The organism is Streptomyces sp. Ru71 (assembly GCF_002920535.1).
Lineage (GTDB): Bacteria > Actinomycetota > Actinomycetes > Streptomycetales > Streptomycetaceae > Streptomyces.
This window is the reverse complement of record NZ_PQSS01000016.1, coordinates 1-17,930: the sequence shown is the minus strand read 5'-3', so window position 1 is coordinate 17,930 and position 17,930 is coordinate 1. Positions and strand designations below refer to the sequence as shown.

The following is a 17,930-nucleotide window of genomic DNA, read 5'->3' as shown; positions in this document are numbered from 1 at the left end:
GGAGCGATACCGCACCCCAGCGGAGCGTTACCGCGCGCGATCCAGCAGATAGCGGACCAGCGTGGTCAGCGCGGCGGCCGACGACTGCTCGTCGCGCGCGTCGCAGGTCACGACGGGGGTGTCCTGGAGCAGGTCCAGCGCCTCGCGCAGGGCCGCCTCGTCGCGCAGCGGGGAGCCGTCGAAGTGGTTGACGGCGATGGCGTAGTCGAGGCCGTAGTGCTCGATGAGGTCGATCACCGGGAAGGAGTCCGCGAGCCGCTCCGGGTCGACGAGCACCAGCGCGCCGAGCGCGCCGCGGGCCATGTCCTCCCACATCTGCACGAACCGCGTCTGTCCGGGGGTGCCGAACAGGTACAGCACGACCCGGTCGCTGATGGTGAGGCGGCCGAAGTCCATGGCGACCGTGGTGGTGGTCTTGCCGGTCACGCCCTTGAGGTCGTCGATCCCCTCCCCCGCCCGGGTCATGGTCTCCTCGGTGGACAGCGGCTCGATCTCGGAGATCGAGCCGATGAAGGTGGTCTTGCCCACCGCGAAGTGACCGACGACGAGGATCTTCACCGCGGTCTGGTCGGCACCGCCGCGGACGTACGCCTGCGCACCGAGCCGGGCGGGCTCAGCCGAACTTGGCGCGGAGACCATTCAGTACCTCCTCTAGGATCTCCCGGTCGGCGAGGGGGGCACGGGCCACGGGCGGGCGGGTGATGAGGTAGCCGCCCTCCGCCAGGGCGGCGAGGAGGATCCTCACGACGCCGAGCGGCAGCCGGGTGTGCCCCGCGATCTCGGCGACCGAGAGGTAGCCGGCGGAACAGATGTCCAGCAGCCGCTGTTCCTCGGGCGACAGCCGGGTGGGCCGCTGTCCCTCTTCGGGAGCCGCCGTGACGAGGGTGATCAGGGAGAGCTGCTCGTCGTCGGGCAGTCCGCGCCCCTTGGTGATGACGTACGGACGCACTAAGGGCGCGGCCTCGGGCTCCCAGTCCTCGTAGCCGCTCATGAGTGCACGCCGAGGTCTTCGCGCGGCGGCGCGGCCAGCACCTTGCCGAGCTGGCCGACGAGTTGCTGCATGCGGAAGGTGATGTCCTGCATGTCGACGTCCGGGGCGGCGGACACGCCCAGGTAGGCGCCCTCGCCGGCGGAGATCAGGAACACCCAGCCGCCGTCGAACTCCACCAGGGTCTGGCGCCAGGCGTGCCGGGGGTCCTCACAGAAGAAGCCGAGCGACCGGCTGAGGGACTGCACCCCGCTCATCGCGGCGGCGACCCGGTCGGCGTCGTCCTTGTCGAAGTCCTTCGTCCGGGCCATCAACAGACCGTCGGCCGAGATCAGGACCGCGTGCAGAGCCCCGGGAATCTCCAGGGCGCTGTCGAGCATCCATGACAGATCGTCGTTCACGAGACCTCATGTCCTTCGCTGCTTGCACCACGTGTGCTGCTCGTAGGGCCCGCCTCGTCGCGCGCCGCGCGGCCGGACTGCGTGCCCCGCTGGAACGCGCCCATGATCGCGGCCGTCTCGGCACCGGAGCGGCCGGAGGTGCGGGTGTCCGGCGCGCTGCCGGGCACGATCGCCATCGGCCGCTTGCGGCGCCTGCGGGGCAGGCCGTCCGCGGTGGCGGACGCGGTCAGCGCGGGCTCGGGCCCGCTGGAGTGGGGCACGGCGTGCGTGGGCATGGTGTGGGCCGGCGCCTTCTGCTCGGGCATGGCGGTCAGCAGCTCGTGCGGCAGCAGGACGACCGCGCGGACACCTCCGTACGGGGAGGAGGAGTCCACGGACACCTCGAAGCCGAAGCGTTCGCAGAGCACGCCGATCACCGCGAAGCCGAACTGCGGGGGGTTGCCGAGCCCGGACACGCCCTTGACCCGCCGGCTGGACAGCAGGCCCTCGGCGCGGGCCCGCTCCTCGTCGTTCATGCCGACACCGGCGTCGTCAACGACGATGCAGATGCCCTTGGGCACGGTGCGGATGTTGATCTCTACGACGGTGTCGGGGCTGGAGTAGCTGGTGGCGTTGTCGAGCAGCTCGGCCAGGGCCAGCGCCACCGGCTCGACGGCCCGGCTGGTGATGCCGAAGTCGACCTGGGAGAGGATGTCCACCCGCCGGAAGTGGCGGATCCTGCCCTGTGCGCTGCGCACCACGTCGTAGACGGACGCCACGTCGCGGTGGCGGCCGAGCCAGCCGTCGCAGAGCACGGCGATGGACTGGGCCCGCCGGCCGAACTGCGAGTTGGTGTGGTCGATCTCCAGCAGGTCCTGCAGGATGGCGGAGTCGCCGTACTTCTCCTGCAGCCGGGAGAGGACCAGTTGCTGCTCCGCGGCGAGGCCCTGCAGGGTCCGCATCGCGGACTTCAGTACGGTCTTGGTCGCCTCCTCGGCCTCCTCCTGGGCGGCCTGGACGGACTGGGTGTAGTGGTTCTCCAGGTCGGAGTAGTGGGCCTTGAGTCCCTCGATCTCCTGTCCGAGCGCCCGGGCCGCCTTGCGCTGGCGGACGACGAGGGCTACGGCGGCGATGAGAAGGACGAGAAGCGCCCAGAGCACCGGGTTCGCTGTGTATTCCGTCATAAGACTCTCTTCAGGCGACTGACGGCCGGCTGATGATCCCGTCCATGCGAGTGGACGCGCCCGCTCCGCAAGTCCGGTGATCGTATCATCGGGCGAACAGTTGACCGACCGTCAAACCCTGCCGCTGAGCGAAGGGTTGGGGGCCACGGCGTCTACGCGAGGAGAACATCGTGCGGCGCCCCGGCGCTCGGGGTGCGAGGTCGCCGGGGTACGGCAGTACGGCGCCGGGAGTGGGGGTGGGGGGTCTCGATCACGCCGGCGCCCCTCGACCTGTTCACAGGTGAGGGTGCGGGCGCGAGAGCGCGGGGGGCAGACGAGTCGGGCTGTACGCCGGGTTCTGTTCCCCGGGTTCCTCGCGGAGCCCGGGGCGACGGCCATCCATCTAGGGCCGGCGTTGCCGCCGGCCTCGTGCGGTCTACCCGCGGACTCGGGCGGGCAGCCCTCGAACGTCCGCGCAGGTCCGCCCCTCCTTGCGAAGGAGCGTTCCCTTTTGACCTTGCTCCGGGTGGGGTTTACCTAGCTGCCCAGGTCACCCTGGGCACTGGTGGTCTCTTACACCACCGTTTCACCCTTACCGAGGGCCGAGGCCCCCGGCGGTCTGTTTTCTGTGGCACTGTCCCGCGGGTCACCCCGGGTGGCCGTTAGCCACCACCCTGCCCTGTGGAGCCCGGACGTTCCTCGGGAAGCCCCTCAAGGGGACTCCACGCGGCCGTCCGCCCGGCTCGTCTGCCGTGTGGACCATGGTACCGGGCGTCCGGGCCTCGCCGGAGCCGCGGCCGTGGCCAGCACCGAGCCCGCCAGGATCAGGGTGAAGGCGACGGCGATCGTCGCCGTCAGACGCTCGTCCAGGAAGAGCGCGCCCGCGGCCACCGCGACCGCCGGGTTGACGTAGGTGATCACCGTGGCCCGGGTCGGGCCGGCCTCCTTGATCAGTTCCAGGAAGGCGACGAAGGCCACCGCCGTGCAGATCACGCCGAGGCCGGCCAGCGCGGCGAGGACGGACGCCGAGGGCGTCTCGGACGGCCAGGTGGCCGCCGCAGCGGGGGCGTACACCAGCGCCGCCAGTGCCAGGCAAGGGGCTGTCAGGTGCAGGGACGGGACGTCCTTGAGGTGACGCGCCGCGATCAGCGGGGCCGTGGCGTAGCCGATCACCGTCAGCAGCACCTCGGCCAGAGAGCGGGCGTCGCCGCCGGTCAGGTGCGGGGCGGTGAGCACGCCGACGCCGGCGAGGCCGAGGGCGAGGCCGGTCAGGCGTCGTATGCCGAGGCGTTCGTGGCTGCCGAAGAACCGGGCCAGAGCGACTCCGACGATCGGGACGCCGGCGATCAGCAGGCCCGCCGTCGAGCTGGACAGATGGCGTTCGGCGTCCGTGAGCGTGAACCACGGGCCGATGATCTCGATGCACGCGAAGGCCAGCAGGGGGCGCCAGTGGGTGCGCACGGTGCGGGCCAGGCCGGGCTGCCGCAGGGCGAAGGGAAGCAGGAGGGCCGCGCCGAGGGCGCACCGTACGAACACCACGGTGGCCGGGGACACCGTGTCCACCGCCACCTTGATCATGAGATAGGGGATGCCCCAGATCACTCCCATGAGGGAGAACAGGAACCAGCCGCGTGCAGTCATACGGCGAGTTTCGGCCAGGGCCTCACCGTGCGTCTTGAACGCTGTTGCGGTACGCCGCCGGGGTCACCCCGAGGACCCGGCGGAACCAGCGGGTGAGATGGGCCTGGTCGGCGAAGCCCACCAGGCCCGCGACCTCGGCGGGGCGCAGGCCCGACTCCAGCAGGCCCCGCGCCCGGGTCACCCGGTACTGGGCCAGCCAGGCGTACGGCGGCACCCCCGTCGCCGTACGGAAGGCGCGCAGCAGCTGGTAGCGGGACAGGCCGAGGTCGGCGGCGAGGTCGGCGAGGGAGGGCGGGGCGAGGAGCTCGTCGGCCAGGCGGTCGCGGACGGCCGCGGCGATGCGGTCGGCGCCCGGGACGGCGTCGCTCGCCGCGCGGGCCGTGGAGTGGCGGCGGGCCAGGGCCGTCAGCAGCCAGGGCAGACGGGACTCGGCCTCCAGCGGATCGGGGCAGGCGGCGAGCTCGGTGTGGGTCAGACGCAGGGCCGCGGCGAGCTCGGCGTCGTCGAGCAGAGCCTCCCTGAAGTGCGGCAGTCCGCCGAGCATGCCGTCGGTGAGCAGGCCGGGCGCCGCGTACAGGGCGCGGTAGGCGTAGCCGTCGGTGGGGGTGGCCGGGCCTCCGGTGTGCATCTCACCGGGCGCGAGGACGACGATCGAGCCGGGCCCGGCGTGGACGCGGCCGCCGCGGTAGGCGATCACCTCGGAGCCGCCGACGCACACGCCGACGGTGTACTCCTCGTGCGCGTGCGGGGCGTAGACGTGCCGGTCGAAAGAGGCGGTGAGCAGGTCCAGCGGCGGCCCGCAGCGCCCCAGGCGTGCCCTGGTCCAGCGTGCCTCTTCGCGTCCGTTCATCCGTGCACCCCTTGGTTTCCCCAGGGGGTGCAACGTCGGAGGGCTCAGAGAAAGTCCTTGGTGTCCAGGCCGAAGCCGAACGGCTCGGGGAGCGACAGCGGATCACCGAAGGCGCGCTTGAGGAGCCTGCGGTAGTCGTCGCCGGCCGGGTCGCTGAACAACGTCACCATGGAGGCTTCACGTTCGACGAGTAGGTACAGCGGAATGCCTCCGCGGGCGTGGCAGCGGCGCTTGGCCTCACGGTCGGTCTGCGGCTTGATGGATGTCACCTCGACCACCATGGCCACGCCGTCACAGGCCATCCAGGAATCCGCGGCCCTGAAGAGTCCCGACTCCATGGGGGCGAACGTGATGTCCGGGATCGCGTGGTTCTTCGGGAACACCTCCGCGCCCTTCAGTGTCAGGCCCTTGTTCCCGGAGAAGTCCATGTCGGTCCGGGACCGCCTGATCACCCGTCCGAGAGATCGGGAACCGTTCCCTCGATCGTGGCACACGACGAACCCCACCGTCAGGCAACGCTCACGCCGGTACGAAGCTCACCTTCGCCGCTTGGGGATCGGCCTGGGTGAGCCGTACTCGCAGCCGCTCCCCCAGCGTGTCGGGGCCCGCGTCCTTGATCTCGCCGATGACCGCCGGGGACTCGACCTGCACGGTGCCGCGGTGGTCCGTCAGCTCCACCACGCAGCCCTCGAACACCTCCCCCACCCGGTCCTGGAGCACCGCCGCCTCGACCAGGTCGACGCAGGACCGGTCGACCTTGCTCGCCAGCCGGCCGCCCTCGGTCATCCGGTCGTGCAGCACGCCCAGCCGGGCGAGCACCCAGTCGGGCGGGTCCTGCCCGGCGCAGGCGGCGAGCGCGATCTCGGTGGTGTAGCGGTCGACGAGGCGGCGCAGGGGCGCGGTGCAGTGGGTGTACGGCGCGGCGACCGCGGCATGTGTGGTCAGTTCCGGGATGTGCCCGTCGCGGAAGACGGTGTACTCGGCGTGGCCCATCACCGTGGCGCACGCCTGGAGGAACGCCGCGTGGCGCGGCCGGTGCGGGTCGAGGGAGCGGACCAGCTGCGCGTACGACACGTGCGGCGGCCAGTCGATGTGCAGCGCGAACGCGGTGCGGTGCAGCCGGTCGACGGCGCCCAGCGGGGTCGGCGGCAGCGTGCGCAGGACGCCCGTGCCGTGCGCCAGCATCAGCTCGGCCGCGGCCATGCCGGTGAGCAGGGAGATCTGGGCGTTCCAGCCGTCGGCGGGGAGCGGGGCGCGGTAGACCGGTTCGTAGGTGTGGTCGCGTTCGACGATCTCCTGCTCGGGCACGGCGAGCGAGATGCCGCCGCGCTCGGTCTCCAGCGCCTCGCGCAGGCGCCCGACCGTCCTGAGCAGGGCGAGCGGCTCCTCGGCGGTGCCCGCGTCGATCTGCCGCTGCACGCCCGCGTAGTCGAGCCTGGCCCGGCTGCGCACCAGGGCGCGGCGGACGTCGACGGCGCGGGTCCGGCCGTCGCCGTCGAGGTCGATGGTCCACAGCGCGGCGGGGCGGGTCTGCCCGGGCAGCAGGCTCGCGGCGCCCTCGCTGAGCACGGGCGGGTGCAGCGGGACGCGGCCGTCGGGGAAGTACAGGGTGAACACCCGCCGGTGCGCCTCGCGGTCCAGCGGCCCGTTCGGTACGACGAAGGCAGCCACGTCGGCGATGGCGTACCGCACCCGGTAGCCGCTGCCCTGCCGGGACAGGTGCAGGGCCTGGTCGAGGTCGGTCGAGCCGGGCGGGTCGATGGTGAACAGCGGGACGTCGGTGGCGTCGGACTCCGGCAGCACCGGGTCCCGCGCGGCCCGCTCGGCCTCGGCGAGCACCTCGGGCGGGAACGCCTCGGGAACGCCGAGCCGGGCACGCAGGGCGGCCAGGGCGGTACGCAGCGGGCCCTGGGGTGTGCCGGTCACACGGACGGGGCGGCGTGGCATACCGCCACGGTAGGGCGAGGGCGAGCGGGCGGCACGCCGTACGCTGTGGCGGTCCCCCCTGATAAGGAGAAATCCCGTGCTCGTCCTTCTCCCGCCCTCCGAGGGCAAGGCGCCCTCCGGCCCCGGCGCTCCGCTGTCGCTGGAGTCGCTGTCGCTGCCCGGGCTCACCGCCGCGCGCGCGGCCGTGCTGGAGGAGCTGGTCGAGCTGTGCGCCGCCGACGAGGAGAAGGCGCGCGTGGTGCTCGGGCTGAGCGAGGGGCTGCGCGGCGAGGTCGCGAAGAACGCCGCGCTGCGCGAGGCCGGTGCGCGGCCCGCCGGTGAGGTGTACACGGGGGTGCTCTACGACGCCCTGGACCTGGCCTCGCTGGACGCGGCGGCCCGGGAGCGGGCGGCGGGGTCGCTGCTGGTGTTCTCGGGGCTGTGGGGTGCCGTGCGGGTGACGGACGCGATCCCCTCCTACCGCTGCTCGATGGGTGTGAAGCTGCCGGGGCTCGGGGCGCTGGGCGCGTACTGGCGCACGCCGATGGCCGAGGTGCTGCCGGAGGCGGCCGGGGACGGCCTGGTGCTGGACCTGCGCTCGGCGGCGTACGCGACGGCGTGGAAGCCGAAGGGCGAGGTCGCGGGGCGGACGGCCACGGTGCGGGTGCTGCACGCGCCGACCCGGAAGGTGGTCAGCCACTTCAACAAGGCGACCAAGGGGCGGATCGTGCGCAGTCTGCTGACCGCCGGTGCCGTGCCCGAGGATCCGGCGCGGCTGGTGGAGGCGCTGCGGGACCTGGGCTACGTCGTCGAGGCGGAGGCGCCGGCGAAGTCGGGGCGGGCGTGGTCGCTGGATGTGCTGGTGGACGAGATCCATTGACCTGGCGTTGCAGCCTCTGCAACGACCTTTGCGCACTCTGCACCGGGCGGGCAGGATGAGGCCATGCCCGAGTCTTCGCCTGCCTCCGTGCTCGACCTCGCCCCCATCCTCCCGGTCGTCGTCCTTCACGACGCCGCCGACGCCGTGCCGCTCGCGCGGGCGCTGGTGGCCGGCGGGCTGCCCGCGATCGAGGTGACCCTGCGGACGCCCGCCGCCCTGGAGGCGGTGCGGGCGATAGCGCGGGGGGTGCCGGGCGCGGTGGCCGGAGCGGGCACGGTGATCACACCGGAGCAGGTGTCGCGGTGCGTGGCGGCCGGGGCGCGGTTCCTGGTCAGCCCGGGCTGGACGGACGTACTCCTGACGGCGATGACGCGGTCCGGGGTGCCGTTCCTGCCGGGGGTGTCGACCGCCTCGGAGGTGGTGGCGCTGCTGGAGCGCGGGGTGCGGGAGATGAAGTTCTTCCCGGCGGGGGCGGCCGGCGGCACGGCCTATCTGAAGTCGCTGGCCGGCCCGCTTCCGCAGGCCCGCTTCTGCCCCACGGGCGGCATCACGCCGGACTCCGCCCCGGACTACCTGGCGCTGCCCAACGTCGGCTGTGTCGGCGGCAGCTGGATGGTCCCGGCGGACGCGGTGGCCGCCCGGGACTGGCCGCGCGTCGAACGGCTGGCCCGCGAGGCGGCCGCGCTCAGCGCAGGTGTGCCGTGTCGTTGAACAGCCGGACGCTGGCGTTGCCGTCGGCGTAGTGCGCCACGACGGACAGTGAGGCCGCCGACAGCTCCATCCGGAACAGCGACTCCGGCGGGGCGCCGAGGGCGAGCCGGATCAGCGTCTTGATCGGCGTGACGTGCGTGACGAGCAGGACCGTCCGGCCGGCGTACGCGGCGATAAGCTTGTCGCGCGCGGCCGCGACCCGGGTGGCGGTGGCCGCGAAGCTCTCGCCGCCGCCGGTCGGCGCGGCCTCCGGGGAGGCCAGCCAGGCGTTGAGGTCGTCCGGGTAGCGCTCGCGCACCTCGCCGAAGGTCAGCCCCTCCCAGGCGGCGAAGTCCGTCTCGCGCAGGCCCTCCTCGACGGTGACCTCCAGACCGAGCCGGGCGGCGACGATGCCGGCGGTCTCGCGGGTGCGGGCCAGCGGGGAGGCGACGATGTGCTGGATCGTGCCGCGCCGGGAGAGCGCGGCGGCCACGCGTTCGGCCTGCTCACGGCCGACGTCGGAGAGGGCGGGGTCGCTGCCGCCGCTGCCGGAGAACCGCTTCTGCGGGGTGAGCGGCGTCTCGCCGTGGCGCAGCAGGACGAAGGTGGCGGGAGCGCCGAGGTCGGGGGCCGAACCCCAGCCGGGGGCGGAGTTCTCGGCGGTGGTGACCGGGGCGGAGGGGCTGGCGGAGGTCCCGGTGGCGGGTCCGGTGGAGGTCCCGGCAGCGGTACCGGCGGGACCGGCGGCGGGTCCGGCGGAGGGTCCGGCCGAAGGTCCGGCGGACGCCACGGTGCGCGCGGCGCGCACGTCGGCGTCGGCCTTGGCACCGGAGTCCGTCACGGCGGCGCCCCGCCCCTCGGCCAGCGCTTCCCGTACCCGCGCCGCACCCGCCGCCGCGTCCCCCGGCGGACCCGACGGCTCCGGTACGGCCGGCCCGGCGTCGAGCTCGGCCCGGGACGCCGACGCCGTCCACTGCTCGCCCCGGCCGCCCGCGTCCATCGCCTCGTTGGCCAGGCGGTCGGCGTGCTTGTTGCGCTCGCGCGGGATCCACTCGTAGGTGACCTGCCCGGGCGGGAACACTGTCGCCGCCTCGGCCGCGAGCGGCTTCATCGAGGGGTGCTTGATCTTCCAGCGGCCCGACATCTGCTCGATGACGAGCTTGGAGTCCATCCGTACGTGCACCGAGGCGGACGGGTCCAGCTCGTGCGCCGCGCGCAGCCCGGCGAGCAGCCCCCGGTACTCGGCCACGTTGTTCGTGGCGACGCCGATGTACTCGGCCCGCTCGGCCAGCGTCTGCCCGCTCGCCGCGTCCCGGACCACGGAGCCGTACCCGGCCGGGCCGGGGTTGCCCCGCGACCCGCCGTCGGCCTCGACGATGAACTCCCGCACCCGTACGGCTCCTTACAGCCCGGAGTCGGCCGTGCGCACCAGGATGCGGCGGCAGTTCTCGCAGCGCACCACCGTGTCGGGCGCGGCCTTGCGGATCTCGCTCAGCTCGGTGATGGCGAGCTCCTGGCGGCAGCCCTGGCAGGTGCGCTGGTACAGCTTGGCCGCGCCGATGCCGCCCTGCTGCTCGCGCAGCTTGTCGTACAGCTTGATCAGGTCGGCGGGCACGGCCGCGGCCACGACCTCGCGCTCCTTGGTGACCGAGGCGGCCTCGCCGTCGATCTCCTCGAACGCGGCGTCCCGGCGGCCGGTCGCGTCGTCGATCTTCGCCTGGACGGAGGCGACCCGCTCGGTCAGCTCGCTCACCCGCTCCTGGGCGGCCTCGCGGCGCTCCATGACCTCCAGGACGACGTCCTCCAGGTCGCCCTGGCGCTTGGCGAGGGAGGCGATCTCGTGCTGGAGGTTGGACAGGTCCTTCGGCGAGGTCACGGCGCCGGAGTCCAGGCGCTGCTGGTCGCGGGCGGCGCGCTGGCGGACCTGGTCGACGTCCTGCTCGGCCTTGGTCTGCTCGCGGGCGGTGTCGCTCTCCTCGGTCTGCGCGGCCACGAGCAGGTCGCGCAGCTGGGTGAGGTCCTTGTTCAGGGACTCGATCTCGGCGTGCTCGGGCAGCGACTTCCGCTTGTGCGCGAGCTGCTGCAGGCGCACATCCAGGGCCTGGACGTCGAGGAGTCGGATCTGGTCGGCAGGCGCGGCGTTCAGTTGGGGGCTCCAGGTGACGGGGAGTGGCTGGTCCAGGGGTCGGTGACCGTCTTCGAGACGTGGACGCGCAGGTCCCATCCGTGCCGGTCGGAGATCTCGTCGAGCTGGCTCGCGGCCAGCTCGCACCAGGGCCACTCGGTGGCCCAGTGCGCCGCGTCGAGCAGCGCGAGAGGACTGTGGGCGACGGCCTCGCTCGCCGGGTGGTGGCGCAGGTCGGCGGTCAGGAAGGCGTCGACGCCGGCCGCGCGCACCTGGTCGAAGAGGCTGTCGCCGGAGCCGCCGCTGACGGCGACCGTGCGGATGGTGGCCCCGGCGTCGCCGGCCACGCGGATGCCCTGCGCGGTGGCGGGCAGGCGTTCGGCGACGCGGGCGGCGAACTCGCGCAGCGGCAGCGGGTGGTCCAGTTCGCAGATCCGGCCGAGGCCCCGGTGCCCGTCGGGGTCGGTCGGGTCGGGCACGAGCGGCCGTACGACGCGCAGGTCCAGCGCGCCGGCCAGGGCGTCGCTCACACCCGGGTCGGCGGTGTCGGCGTTGGTGTGGGCCACGTGCAGCGCGATGTCGTTCTTGATCAGCGTGTGCACGACGCGGCCCTTGAAGTGGGAGGCCGCGACCGTGGTCGTACCGCGCAGATAGAGCGGGTGGTGGGTGACCAGCAGGTCGGCGCCGAGCTTGACCGCCTCGTCGACGATCTCCTGCACGGGGTCGACGGCGAACAGGACCCGGGTGACCTCCTGGTCGGGGTCGCCCACGACGGTGCCGACCGCGTCCCAGGACTCGGCCCGCTCGGCGGGCCACAGCTTCTCCAGCGCGGCGATGACTTCTGACAGACGGGGCACGGGTGCAAGGCTACCTGGCTGATCTGCCCCCCTGTACAGCTGTCGTCGCCCCTGTGACCGGGTGTGGGCCACTCAGCACATTCGCCCCGGTTTCCTCAGACGAATCGCTTCTGCACCACCCTTATGTGTGAAGGCGGGGCCGCCCGGGTGCCACGTCCGTGCGTGCGAAAACTAGCTTCGTCGCCGGAGGTGACCGAACCATGACGGCCTGTGCTATCGAGCCCGCCGCGGCGGACGAGGACGGCTTCTCCCCGCGGCCCGGGTGCGTGCTCACGGTGGACGGCGGCTACGGCGCGCGCCTCGCCCACGAGGGCGAGTCCGCCTTCCCGGAGCGCTGGACCCTGTCCGGCCCCGAGCCCTACGCGGTACCGCTGCCCGGGAACCAGCCCGAGGAGCCCGGCACCGAGGTGCAGCCGCTGGCGGACGGCCGGGTGCTGATCAAGCGCCGGGTCGAGGGGCGGTACGACTTCTGCCTCCTCTACCCCACCGGCCCCGGCACCGGTGAGCTGCCGCTGGGCGCGGTGTCCGTCCCGGGGGACGGCACGCTGCGGCTGCTGCCGCCGGCGCCGGGCGGCGAGCGGGCGTACGCCCTGGCCGTGGGCCCGCGCTCCAGCGCGGTGTGGCTGGTCGCGGGCGGGGCGTTCGGACCGGAGCGGCTCGCCGAGGTACCCGGGCGGTGCTCGGGCGGGGTGTGGCTGGACCACGCCGGGCGGATGCTGGCGCTGGACCGGGAGACCGGCGGGCGCACCAAGGCGGTCGTGGTGGACCTGGGGCGCGGCGGCGAGGTGTCGCCGCTGCTGCAGATCACCGAGGCCAGCGACGACCGGGTGCTGATCGCCGACCCCGACAGCGGGCTGCTGCTGATCTCCTCGGACGCGCCGGATCCGGGCGGCGTGCCCCGGCTGGGCTGGGGCGTGCTGGGCAGCACCCTGCCGGTGCGGTTCCCGGAGAGCCTCAGGCTGCCGGAGTGCCGGGTGACGCCGTTCGCGATCCAGCCGGGGCAGGTGCTGACGCCCGAGGCGTGCGCGGTGGCGCTGCGCATCGACGGGCCGCTGGGCACCTGGGCCGGGGTGTGGCGGCCGGCCGAGCGGCAGGTGCGCCATCTCGCGGCGCCGGCGGGCTGGTTGACGGGCACCGGGCTGCTCACCCGCGAGGGCGAGCTGCGACTGCCGTACACCACCGAGGAGGTCCCCTGCGGCCTCGCCCGCGTCACCGTGCCACCCCTGACCGCACAGCCACCCGAGGAGCCCGCCCAGCCCCCGGCGGAGCCCACGACACCCCGGCCGGTGCCGTTGCAGCAGGCACCGCTGGCACGACTGGTGACCAAGTAGCACCGGCCGGTACGGGCGGGCGCCGCAGGTCACCCGGGGCGCGGCCCCCTCCCCAGCCACCGCACGCCACACAGACCCCACGGCAGCCAGCCCAGCCGCCCCGGGGCCCGGCCCGTGCCCGTGCGGCAGGCACGCCTGGCACGACCGGTGGCCAAGCACCACCGGCCGCCACACACGACCGCCGCAGGCCACCCCAGGCCCCCGGTCCCCTCCCCTGCCACGCGCGCCACACAGACACCCCGGCAAGCCCACCCAGCCACCGGAATCCGGCCCCCGCCGTCCTGCAGGGGCCGTTGGGACGACTTGTAACGAACTGGTGCCGGTTGGCGTGTGCGGCTGGATTCCGCCCGAGGTGCGCCGGTTACACTCGCCCGGCTGTACGAAAGATCATGTTTGACGGGGTGAGTGGGGTCAGGTCTCGACGCAGGACAGCGAGACGGCCCCCCGCGGCCGCCACCGCAAGCCGGCCGAACAGGCCGAAACGGCGGCCTGACGGCGCCTGCGTGAACGGCCCCGCCCTCGACCGGGCGGGGCCGTTCCGCGTTTCGGCGGGGGGGTTCCCGGGGGCGCGCACCGCTCAGGGGGTGCCGCGCCGCAGCCCCAGCACCTCCGCCGCCGCGAACGTCTCCCCCGCCGGCCGCTCCGCGTAGTACGGCGTCAGTACGGCGTCCAGCTCGTCGTAGGTGAAGGCCTCCTGCTTGCTGTCGAACTTCCCCCGCACCCGCGGGCGTTCCATCACCGCGACCATGCCGCCGTGCACGACGAGCAGCTGCCCGTTGATCCCGCCCGCCGCCGGGGAGGCCAGATAGCCGACGAGCGGGGCGACATGCTCCGGGGCCAGCGGGTCGAGGCCGGCGTCGGGGCGGGCGAGGGAGGCGAAGACGTCCTCGGTCATCCGGGTGCGGGCGCGCGGGCAGATGGCGTTGGCGGTGACGCCGTACTTGGCGAGCGCGAGGGCCGTGGACGTCGTCAGCCCGACGATGCCGCCCTTGGCCGCCGCGTAGTTGGGCTGGCCGGCGGAACCGGCGAGGAACGCCTCCGAGGAGGTGTTCACGATCCGCCCGTACACCGGGCCACCGGCCGCCTTGGACCGCTGTCGCCAGTGCGCGGCGGCGAACCGGGTCGTGTTGAAGTGCCCCTTGAGGTGGACCCGGATCACCGCGTCCCACTCCTCCTCCGCCATGGAGAAGACCATGCGGTCGCGCAGGATGCCCGCGTTGTTGACGAGGATGTCCAGCGCGCCGAACCGAGCGACGGCCGTCTCGACCAGCTCTCGGGCCTGGTCGAAGTCGGCCACGTCCCCGGTGTGGGCGAGCGCGGTGCCGCCCGCGGCGCGGATCTCGGCGACGACCTCCTCGGCGGGACCGGCCGAGGCCGCTCCGGTGCCGTCCCGTCCGGGCTGCCCGTAGTCGTTGACGACGACGGCGGCCCCGAGCCGGGCCAGTTCCAGCGCCTCGGCGCGGCCGAGCCCGCGGCCCGCGCCGGTGACGATCGCGCAGCGGCCCTGCAGCGGCCGTGCCATCACCACCACCTCAGATCTCGACGCAGGTGCGCAGGGCGGTCCCGGTGCGCATCTGTTCCAGCGCCTCGTTGATCCCGGTCAGCGGCACGCGGTGGGTGATCAGCCCGGCCAGGTCGATGCGTCCGGCCCGCCACAGGGCGATGGTGCGCTCGTAGGAGCGGATCACGTCGCCACCGCCGTACAGGGACGGCAGGATGCGCTTCTCGTCGAAGAACAGCTCGAACATGTTGAGCTGGAGCATGTCGTCCATGGCTCCGGCGCCGACCACGACGAGGGTGCCGCCGCGCCTGGTGCTGTCGTAGGCGGTGCGGGCGGTGGTGGAGCGGCCGACGACCTCGAAGACGTGGTCGAAGCCCTCGCCGCCGGTGATCTGCTGCTTGGCCTCGGGCAGTTCCTCGGGGGCGACGGCCCGGGTCGCGCCGAAGCCGAGGGCCGCCTCGCGCCGGGAGGCCACCGGGTCGACGGCGACGATCTCGGCGGCGCCCCTCAGCCGCGCGCCCTGCACGACCGAGATGCCCACGCCGCCGCAGCCGATGACGGCGACGGAGGAACCGGCCTGGAGATCGGCCGTGTTGAACACGGCGCCGAGCCCGGTGGTCACCCCGCAGCCGATCAGCGCGGCGATGTCGAAGGGCACGTCGTCCGGGATCGGCACCGCGCACCCGGCGTCGACGACGACCTCCTCGGCGAAGGTGCCGGTCCCGGCGAACCCGAAGACGTCGCCGCCGGGGCGACGGAAGTTGGGGGTGCCCGCGTTCATGAACCCGGCCAGGCACAGCTCGCTCTGCCCGCGGCGGCAGGCGGGACACGCCCCGCAGGCGGGCAGCCAGCACACCAGCACCCGGTCCCCCGGCTGGAGGCGCGTGACGCCCTCGCCGACCTCCAGCACCTCGCCCGCCCCCTCGTGCCCCGGCACGAAAGGCGCCGGCTGCGGCAGCACCCCGCTCATCGCCGACAGATCGGAGTGGCACAGCCCCGTGGCGCGCACCCGGATCCTCACCTTGCCGGGGCCGAAGCCCACCGCCTCGACGTCGTCGAGGACCTCCAGCTTGTCCTGGCCGGTCTCGTGCAGTACGGCTGCGCGCATGGTCCCCTCCGCGTGCGGGTGTCAGGAATGGTGGACGACGGTGTCGGCGAGCACGGGGGCGTCGTCCCGCTCGACGGCGCTCACGGCCACCCGTACGGAACCCGCCGCAGGCCACAGGCGGATGCGCAGGGTCTCCCCCGGGTACACGACCCCGGCGAACCGCGTGCTGTAGGCGCGCACCCGGGTCACGTCCCCGCCGAGCAGCGTGTCGACGACGGCCTTCAGGGTCATGCCGTACGTGCACAGCCCGTGCAGGATGGGCCGGTCGAAGCCGGCGACCTTGGCGAACTCGGGGTCGGCGTGCAGCGGGTTGTAGTCGCCGGAGAGGCGGTACAGCAGCGCCTGGTCCTCGCGGACCGCCCGCTCGACGACCCGCTCGGGCTCGCCGGTGGGCGCGTCCAGGCGGGCGGACGGCCCGCGGTCGCCGCCCCAGCCGCCTTCCCCTCGTACGTAGATCTGGGCGTCGTTGGTCCACAGCGGCCCGTCGGCGTCCTCGACGTCGGTGCGCAGGACCAGGACGGCCGCCTTGCCCTTGTCGTGGACGGCGGCGACACGGGAGGTGGCCGTCGCGGTGCCCTGGGCCGGGATCGGCCGGTGCACGGTCAGCGACTGCCCGCCGTGCAGGACGCGTGCGAGGTCGACGTCGACGCCGGGCATGGACAGCCCGCTGATCACACCGGGTGCGCCGGAGCCGGCCACGGTGGCGAAGCTCGGCAGGACGTGCAGCCGGGACTCCAGGGTGTAGCGCAGCTCGTCGGGGTCGGTGGCGGGGCGGCCCGCGCCGATGCCGAGGTGGTAGAGCTGGACGTCCTTGGCGGTCCAGGAGATGTCGCCGGTCCGGGGCTCGGCCGCGAGGGCCTGGGCTGCGTCGATGGGCATGGGGCTCCTGACGTCGCTGGAGACCTCGGTGCGGCTGTCCGCACCGTCGGCCGCACCGAGGTCGACACGGGGCGGGACCGGAACCCGTGAACTGAAACGCGTTCCAGTCCGGCGGTCCTCTGTATAGCCGAGCGGTCCGCAGTTGTGAAGACTCCTGACGCCTCGTCAGATCCGCGTGTCCCGCCTCCGGCGGCCGTGACATTTGTCCTGCCGAGGTCCGTACAAGCGCATCTGCCGGACACCGGCCGGCACCCGTAGTGTCGGGGACATGACCGGCGCGTCGTGCCGCCGCGGTGGCGGGACGAGCCGACCGGACGGACCGATCGGGGGAATTCGAGCATGACATGGGGAGACGGCGTCAGATGCCGGCTGCGGGCATGGCGGGCAGTGGCGAAGGCGGGCCGGGCGCGGGCGGCGCGCTCGCGGGAGGCCCGCCGGTGCGAGAAGGCGCAGGAGGACCCGGGACCGCCGCCCAGCGGTTACACGCTGCTGCCCTGGCTGCTCATGGGCCTGGGCGCCTTCTCCAACATCTTCCAGGGCACGACCCCGAACCCGTTTATCGGCGGCCTCGGCCTGCTCACCTTCAACTCCCTCTACATCTACGTCGCCTTCCGGGCGTTCGACAAGGACAAGCGGCAGGCGCGCTCCACATGGCTGGCCCTCGGCCTGATGGCCGCGGTGACCTGCGGGCTGGCCATCGCGTACGGCGACAACTGGCTGCTGTTCTTCCCGCTGCTGGGGCTGGCCACGGGCGCCGTGGTGCGCGGGCCGCGGCTGAAGGCGGTGGGCACCGGGGTGGCCGTGCTCGCCGGGGTGGTGTCCTGCGCGCACGACGGCTGGGACGGCATGACCATCGCGTACGCCAGCTGGATCTCGACGATGGTGACGGCGGCGATCCTCTCCCTGTCCGAGGCGGTGCGCGAACTGCGCGCCGCGCGGGAGGAACTGGCGCACCGGGCCGTGGAGCGGGAGCGGCTGCGCTTCTCCCGCGATCTGCACGACCTGCTCGGGCACACCATGTCGGTGATCGTGGTCAAGTCGGAGGCGGCGCGGCGGCTGGCGCCGCGCGACCTGGACGCGGCGCTGTCCCAGATCACCGACATCGAGTCGGTGGGGCGGCAGGCGCTCACCGAGATCCGCGAGGCCGTCACCGGGTACCGGGACGGCAGCCTGTCCACCGAACTGGACCGGGCGCGCTCCGCGCTGAGCGCGGCGGGCATCGAACCCGTGGTGCGTCGCTCGGGGCCGCCGCTCGCGGCGCAGACGGAGGCGCTGCTGGGGTGGGTGGTCCGGGAGGCGGTGACGAACGCGGTGCGCCACAGCCAGGCCCGCCAGTGCGAGATCGCGGTCACGGGGACGGGGGAACGGGTGCGGCTGACGGTGACCGACGACGGGCGCGGCTCCGACGCCCCACCGCCCGGCGCGGTGGGCGGCACGGGCCTGAAGGGCCTGACGGAACGGCTCGCGGCGGCCGGCGGCACCCTGGCCGCGACCGCCGGAGAGCGCGGCGGCTTCACCGTACGAGCGGAACTCCCGACGACGGCGGACATGCCGGTGGGCTGAACGGTCCGCCTCCGCCCGGCCGGCCGGGCGGGCCGGGGAGGCCGGGCC

16 protein-coding genes, 1 other RNA gene and 2 pseudogenes are annotated in these 17,930 nt (G+C 73.7%); 4 read left to right on the top strand and 15 right to left on the bottom strand.

All coding sequences use genetic code 11. The features are described from left to right. Positions 1-27: 27 nt before the first annotated feature. The 9 genes and pseudogenes from C3489_RS12720 to C3489_RS12675 form a co-directional block, all read right to left on the bottom strand. Positions 28-639, bottom strand: coding sequence for an ATP/GTP-binding protein (locus C3489_RS12720; RefSeq protein ID WP_103781881.1), 612 nt, complete (start codon positions 637-639; stop codon positions 28-30). Further along, positions 614-991, bottom strand: coding sequence for a DUF742 domain-containing protein (locus C3489_RS12715; RefSeq protein WP_103781880.1), 378 nt, complete (start codon positions 989-991; stop codon positions 614-616). Before C3489_RS12715 ends, C3489_RS12720 begins: the two co-directional genes overlap by 26 nt. Next, positions 988-1,389: a roadblock/LC7 domain-containing protein gene (locus C3489_RS12710; RefSeq protein WP_103781879.1), complete on the bottom strand. Its 402-nt coding sequence runs from the start codon at positions 1,387-1,389 to the stop codon at positions 988-990. The genes C3489_RS12715 and C3489_RS12710 overlap by 4 nt, the downstream gene beginning before the upstream one ends. After that, a complete protein-coding gene (locus C3489_RS12705) occupies positions 1,386-2,552 on the bottom strand; it encodes an ATP-binding protein (protein WP_103781878.1) in 1,167 nt (388 codons plus the stop codon). Before C3489_RS12705 ends, C3489_RS12710 begins: the two co-directional genes overlap by 4 nt. 310 nt (positions 2,553-2,862) lie before the next feature. Beyond that, positions 2,863-3,277, bottom strand: an RNA gene (rnpB, locus tag C3489_RS12700) — RNase P RNA component class A. Positions 3,278-3,392: 115 nt separating this feature from the next. Further along, positions 3,393-4,109 (bottom strand): annotated as a pseudogene (locus C3489_RS40020) (DMT family transporter); the annotation flags it as partial. 85 nt (positions 4,110-4,194) lie between these two features. Next, positions 4,195-5,022 (bottom strand): AraC family transcriptional regulator, encoded by an 828-nt coding sequence (locus tag C3489_RS12685; protein ID WP_103781876.1) that lies wholly within the window; start codon positions 5,020-5,022, stop codon positions 4,195-4,197. A gap of 44 nt (positions 5,023-5,066) precedes the next feature. Beyond that, a pseudogene (locus C3489_RS12680) lies at positions 5,067-5,483 on the bottom strand (Uma2 family endonuclease); the annotation flags it as partial. A 58-nt stretch (positions 5,484-5,541) separates the two neighbouring features. Next, positions 5,542-6,969: an RNB domain-containing ribonuclease gene (locus tag C3489_RS12675; RefSeq protein WP_103781875.1), complete on the bottom strand. Its 1,428-nt coding sequence runs from the start codon at positions 6,967-6,969 to the stop codon at positions 5,542-5,544. Positions 6,970-7,045: 76 nt separating this feature from the next. Here C3489_RS12675 and yaaA point away from each other — a divergent pair, with 76 nt between their 5' ends. After that, complete coding sequence (yaaA, locus tag C3489_RS12670; protein WP_103781874.1) at positions 7,046-7,828, top strand: peroxide stress protein YaaA; 783 nt, start codon at positions 7,046-7,048, stop codon at positions 7,826-7,828. 63 nt (positions 7,829-7,891) lie between these two features. After that, positions 7,892-8,539: a bifunctional 4-hydroxy-2-oxoglutarate aldolase/2-dehydro-3-deoxy-phosphogluconate aldolase gene (locus C3489_RS12665; RefSeq protein WP_103781873.1), complete on the top strand. Its 648-nt coding sequence runs from the start codon at positions 7,892-7,894 to the stop codon at positions 8,537-8,539. Here the strand turns inward: C3489_RS12665 and C3489_RS12660 are convergent. From C3489_RS12660 to C3489_RS12650, 3 genes are read right to left on the bottom strand one after another with little or no spacing between them, the layout of a single operon-like run. After that, positions 8,514-9,908, bottom strand: a complete 1,395-nt coding sequence (locus tag C3489_RS12660) for a bifunctional RNase H/acid phosphatase (protein WP_103781872.1) — start codon at positions 9,906-9,908, stop codon at positions 8,514-8,516. The genes C3489_RS12665 and C3489_RS12660 overlap by 26 nt on opposite strands. Positions 9,909-9,920: 12 nt before the next feature. After that, positions 9,921-10,664: a zinc ribbon domain-containing protein gene (locus C3489_RS12655; RefSeq protein ID WP_103781956.1), complete on the bottom strand. Its 744-nt coding sequence runs from the start codon at positions 10,662-10,664 to the stop codon at positions 9,921-9,923. Further along, positions 10,661-11,500 (bottom strand): Nif3-like dinuclear metal center hexameric protein, encoded by an 840-nt coding sequence (locus tag C3489_RS12650; protein WP_103781871.1) that lies wholly within the window; start codon positions 11,498-11,500, stop codon positions 10,661-10,663. The genes C3489_RS12655 and C3489_RS12650 overlap by 4 nt, the downstream gene beginning before the upstream one ends. 200 nt (positions 11,501-11,700) lie before the next feature. Between C3489_RS12650 and C3489_RS12645 the strand changes: the two genes are divergently transcribed. Beyond that, the gene (locus C3489_RS12645; RefSeq protein ID WP_103781870.1) at positions 11,701-12,831 is read left to right on the top strand and encodes a hypothetical protein; all 1,131 of its coding nucleotides are present in this window, start codon (positions 11,701-11,703) and stop codon (positions 12,829-12,831) included. Positions 12,832-13,408: 577 nt separating this feature from the next. On the opposite strand, the gene C3489_RS12640 is transcribed toward C3489_RS12645, so the two are convergent. From C3489_RS12640 to C3489_RS12630, 3 genes are read right to left on the bottom strand one after another with little or no spacing between them, the layout of a single operon-like run. Further along, positions 13,409-14,353 (bottom strand): 3-oxoacyl-ACP reductase, encoded by a 945-nt coding sequence (locus C3489_RS12640; RefSeq protein WP_103781955.1) that lies wholly within the window; start codon positions 14,351-14,353, stop codon positions 13,409-13,411. 10 nt (positions 14,354-14,363) lie between these two features. Next, complete coding sequence (locus tag C3489_RS12635; RefSeq protein ID WP_103781869.1) at positions 14,364-15,440, bottom strand: Zn-dependent alcohol dehydrogenase; 1,077 nt, start codon at positions 15,438-15,440, stop codon at positions 14,364-14,366. Positions 15,441-15,461: 21 nt separating this feature from the next. Next, positions 15,462-16,319, bottom strand: coding sequence for a MaoC/PaaZ C-terminal domain-containing protein (locus C3489_RS12630; protein ID WP_103781868.1), 858 nt, complete (start codon positions 16,317-16,319; stop codon positions 15,462-15,464). Positions 16,320-16,658: 339 nt separating this feature from the next. Here C3489_RS12630 and C3489_RS12625 point away from each other — a divergent pair, with 339 nt between their 5' ends. Next, positions 16,659-17,882, top strand: coding sequence for a sensor histidine kinase (locus C3489_RS12625; RefSeq protein WP_103781867.1), 1,224 nt, complete (start codon positions 16,659-16,661; stop codon positions 17,880-17,882). Positions 17,883-17,930 lie beyond the last annotated feature (48 nt).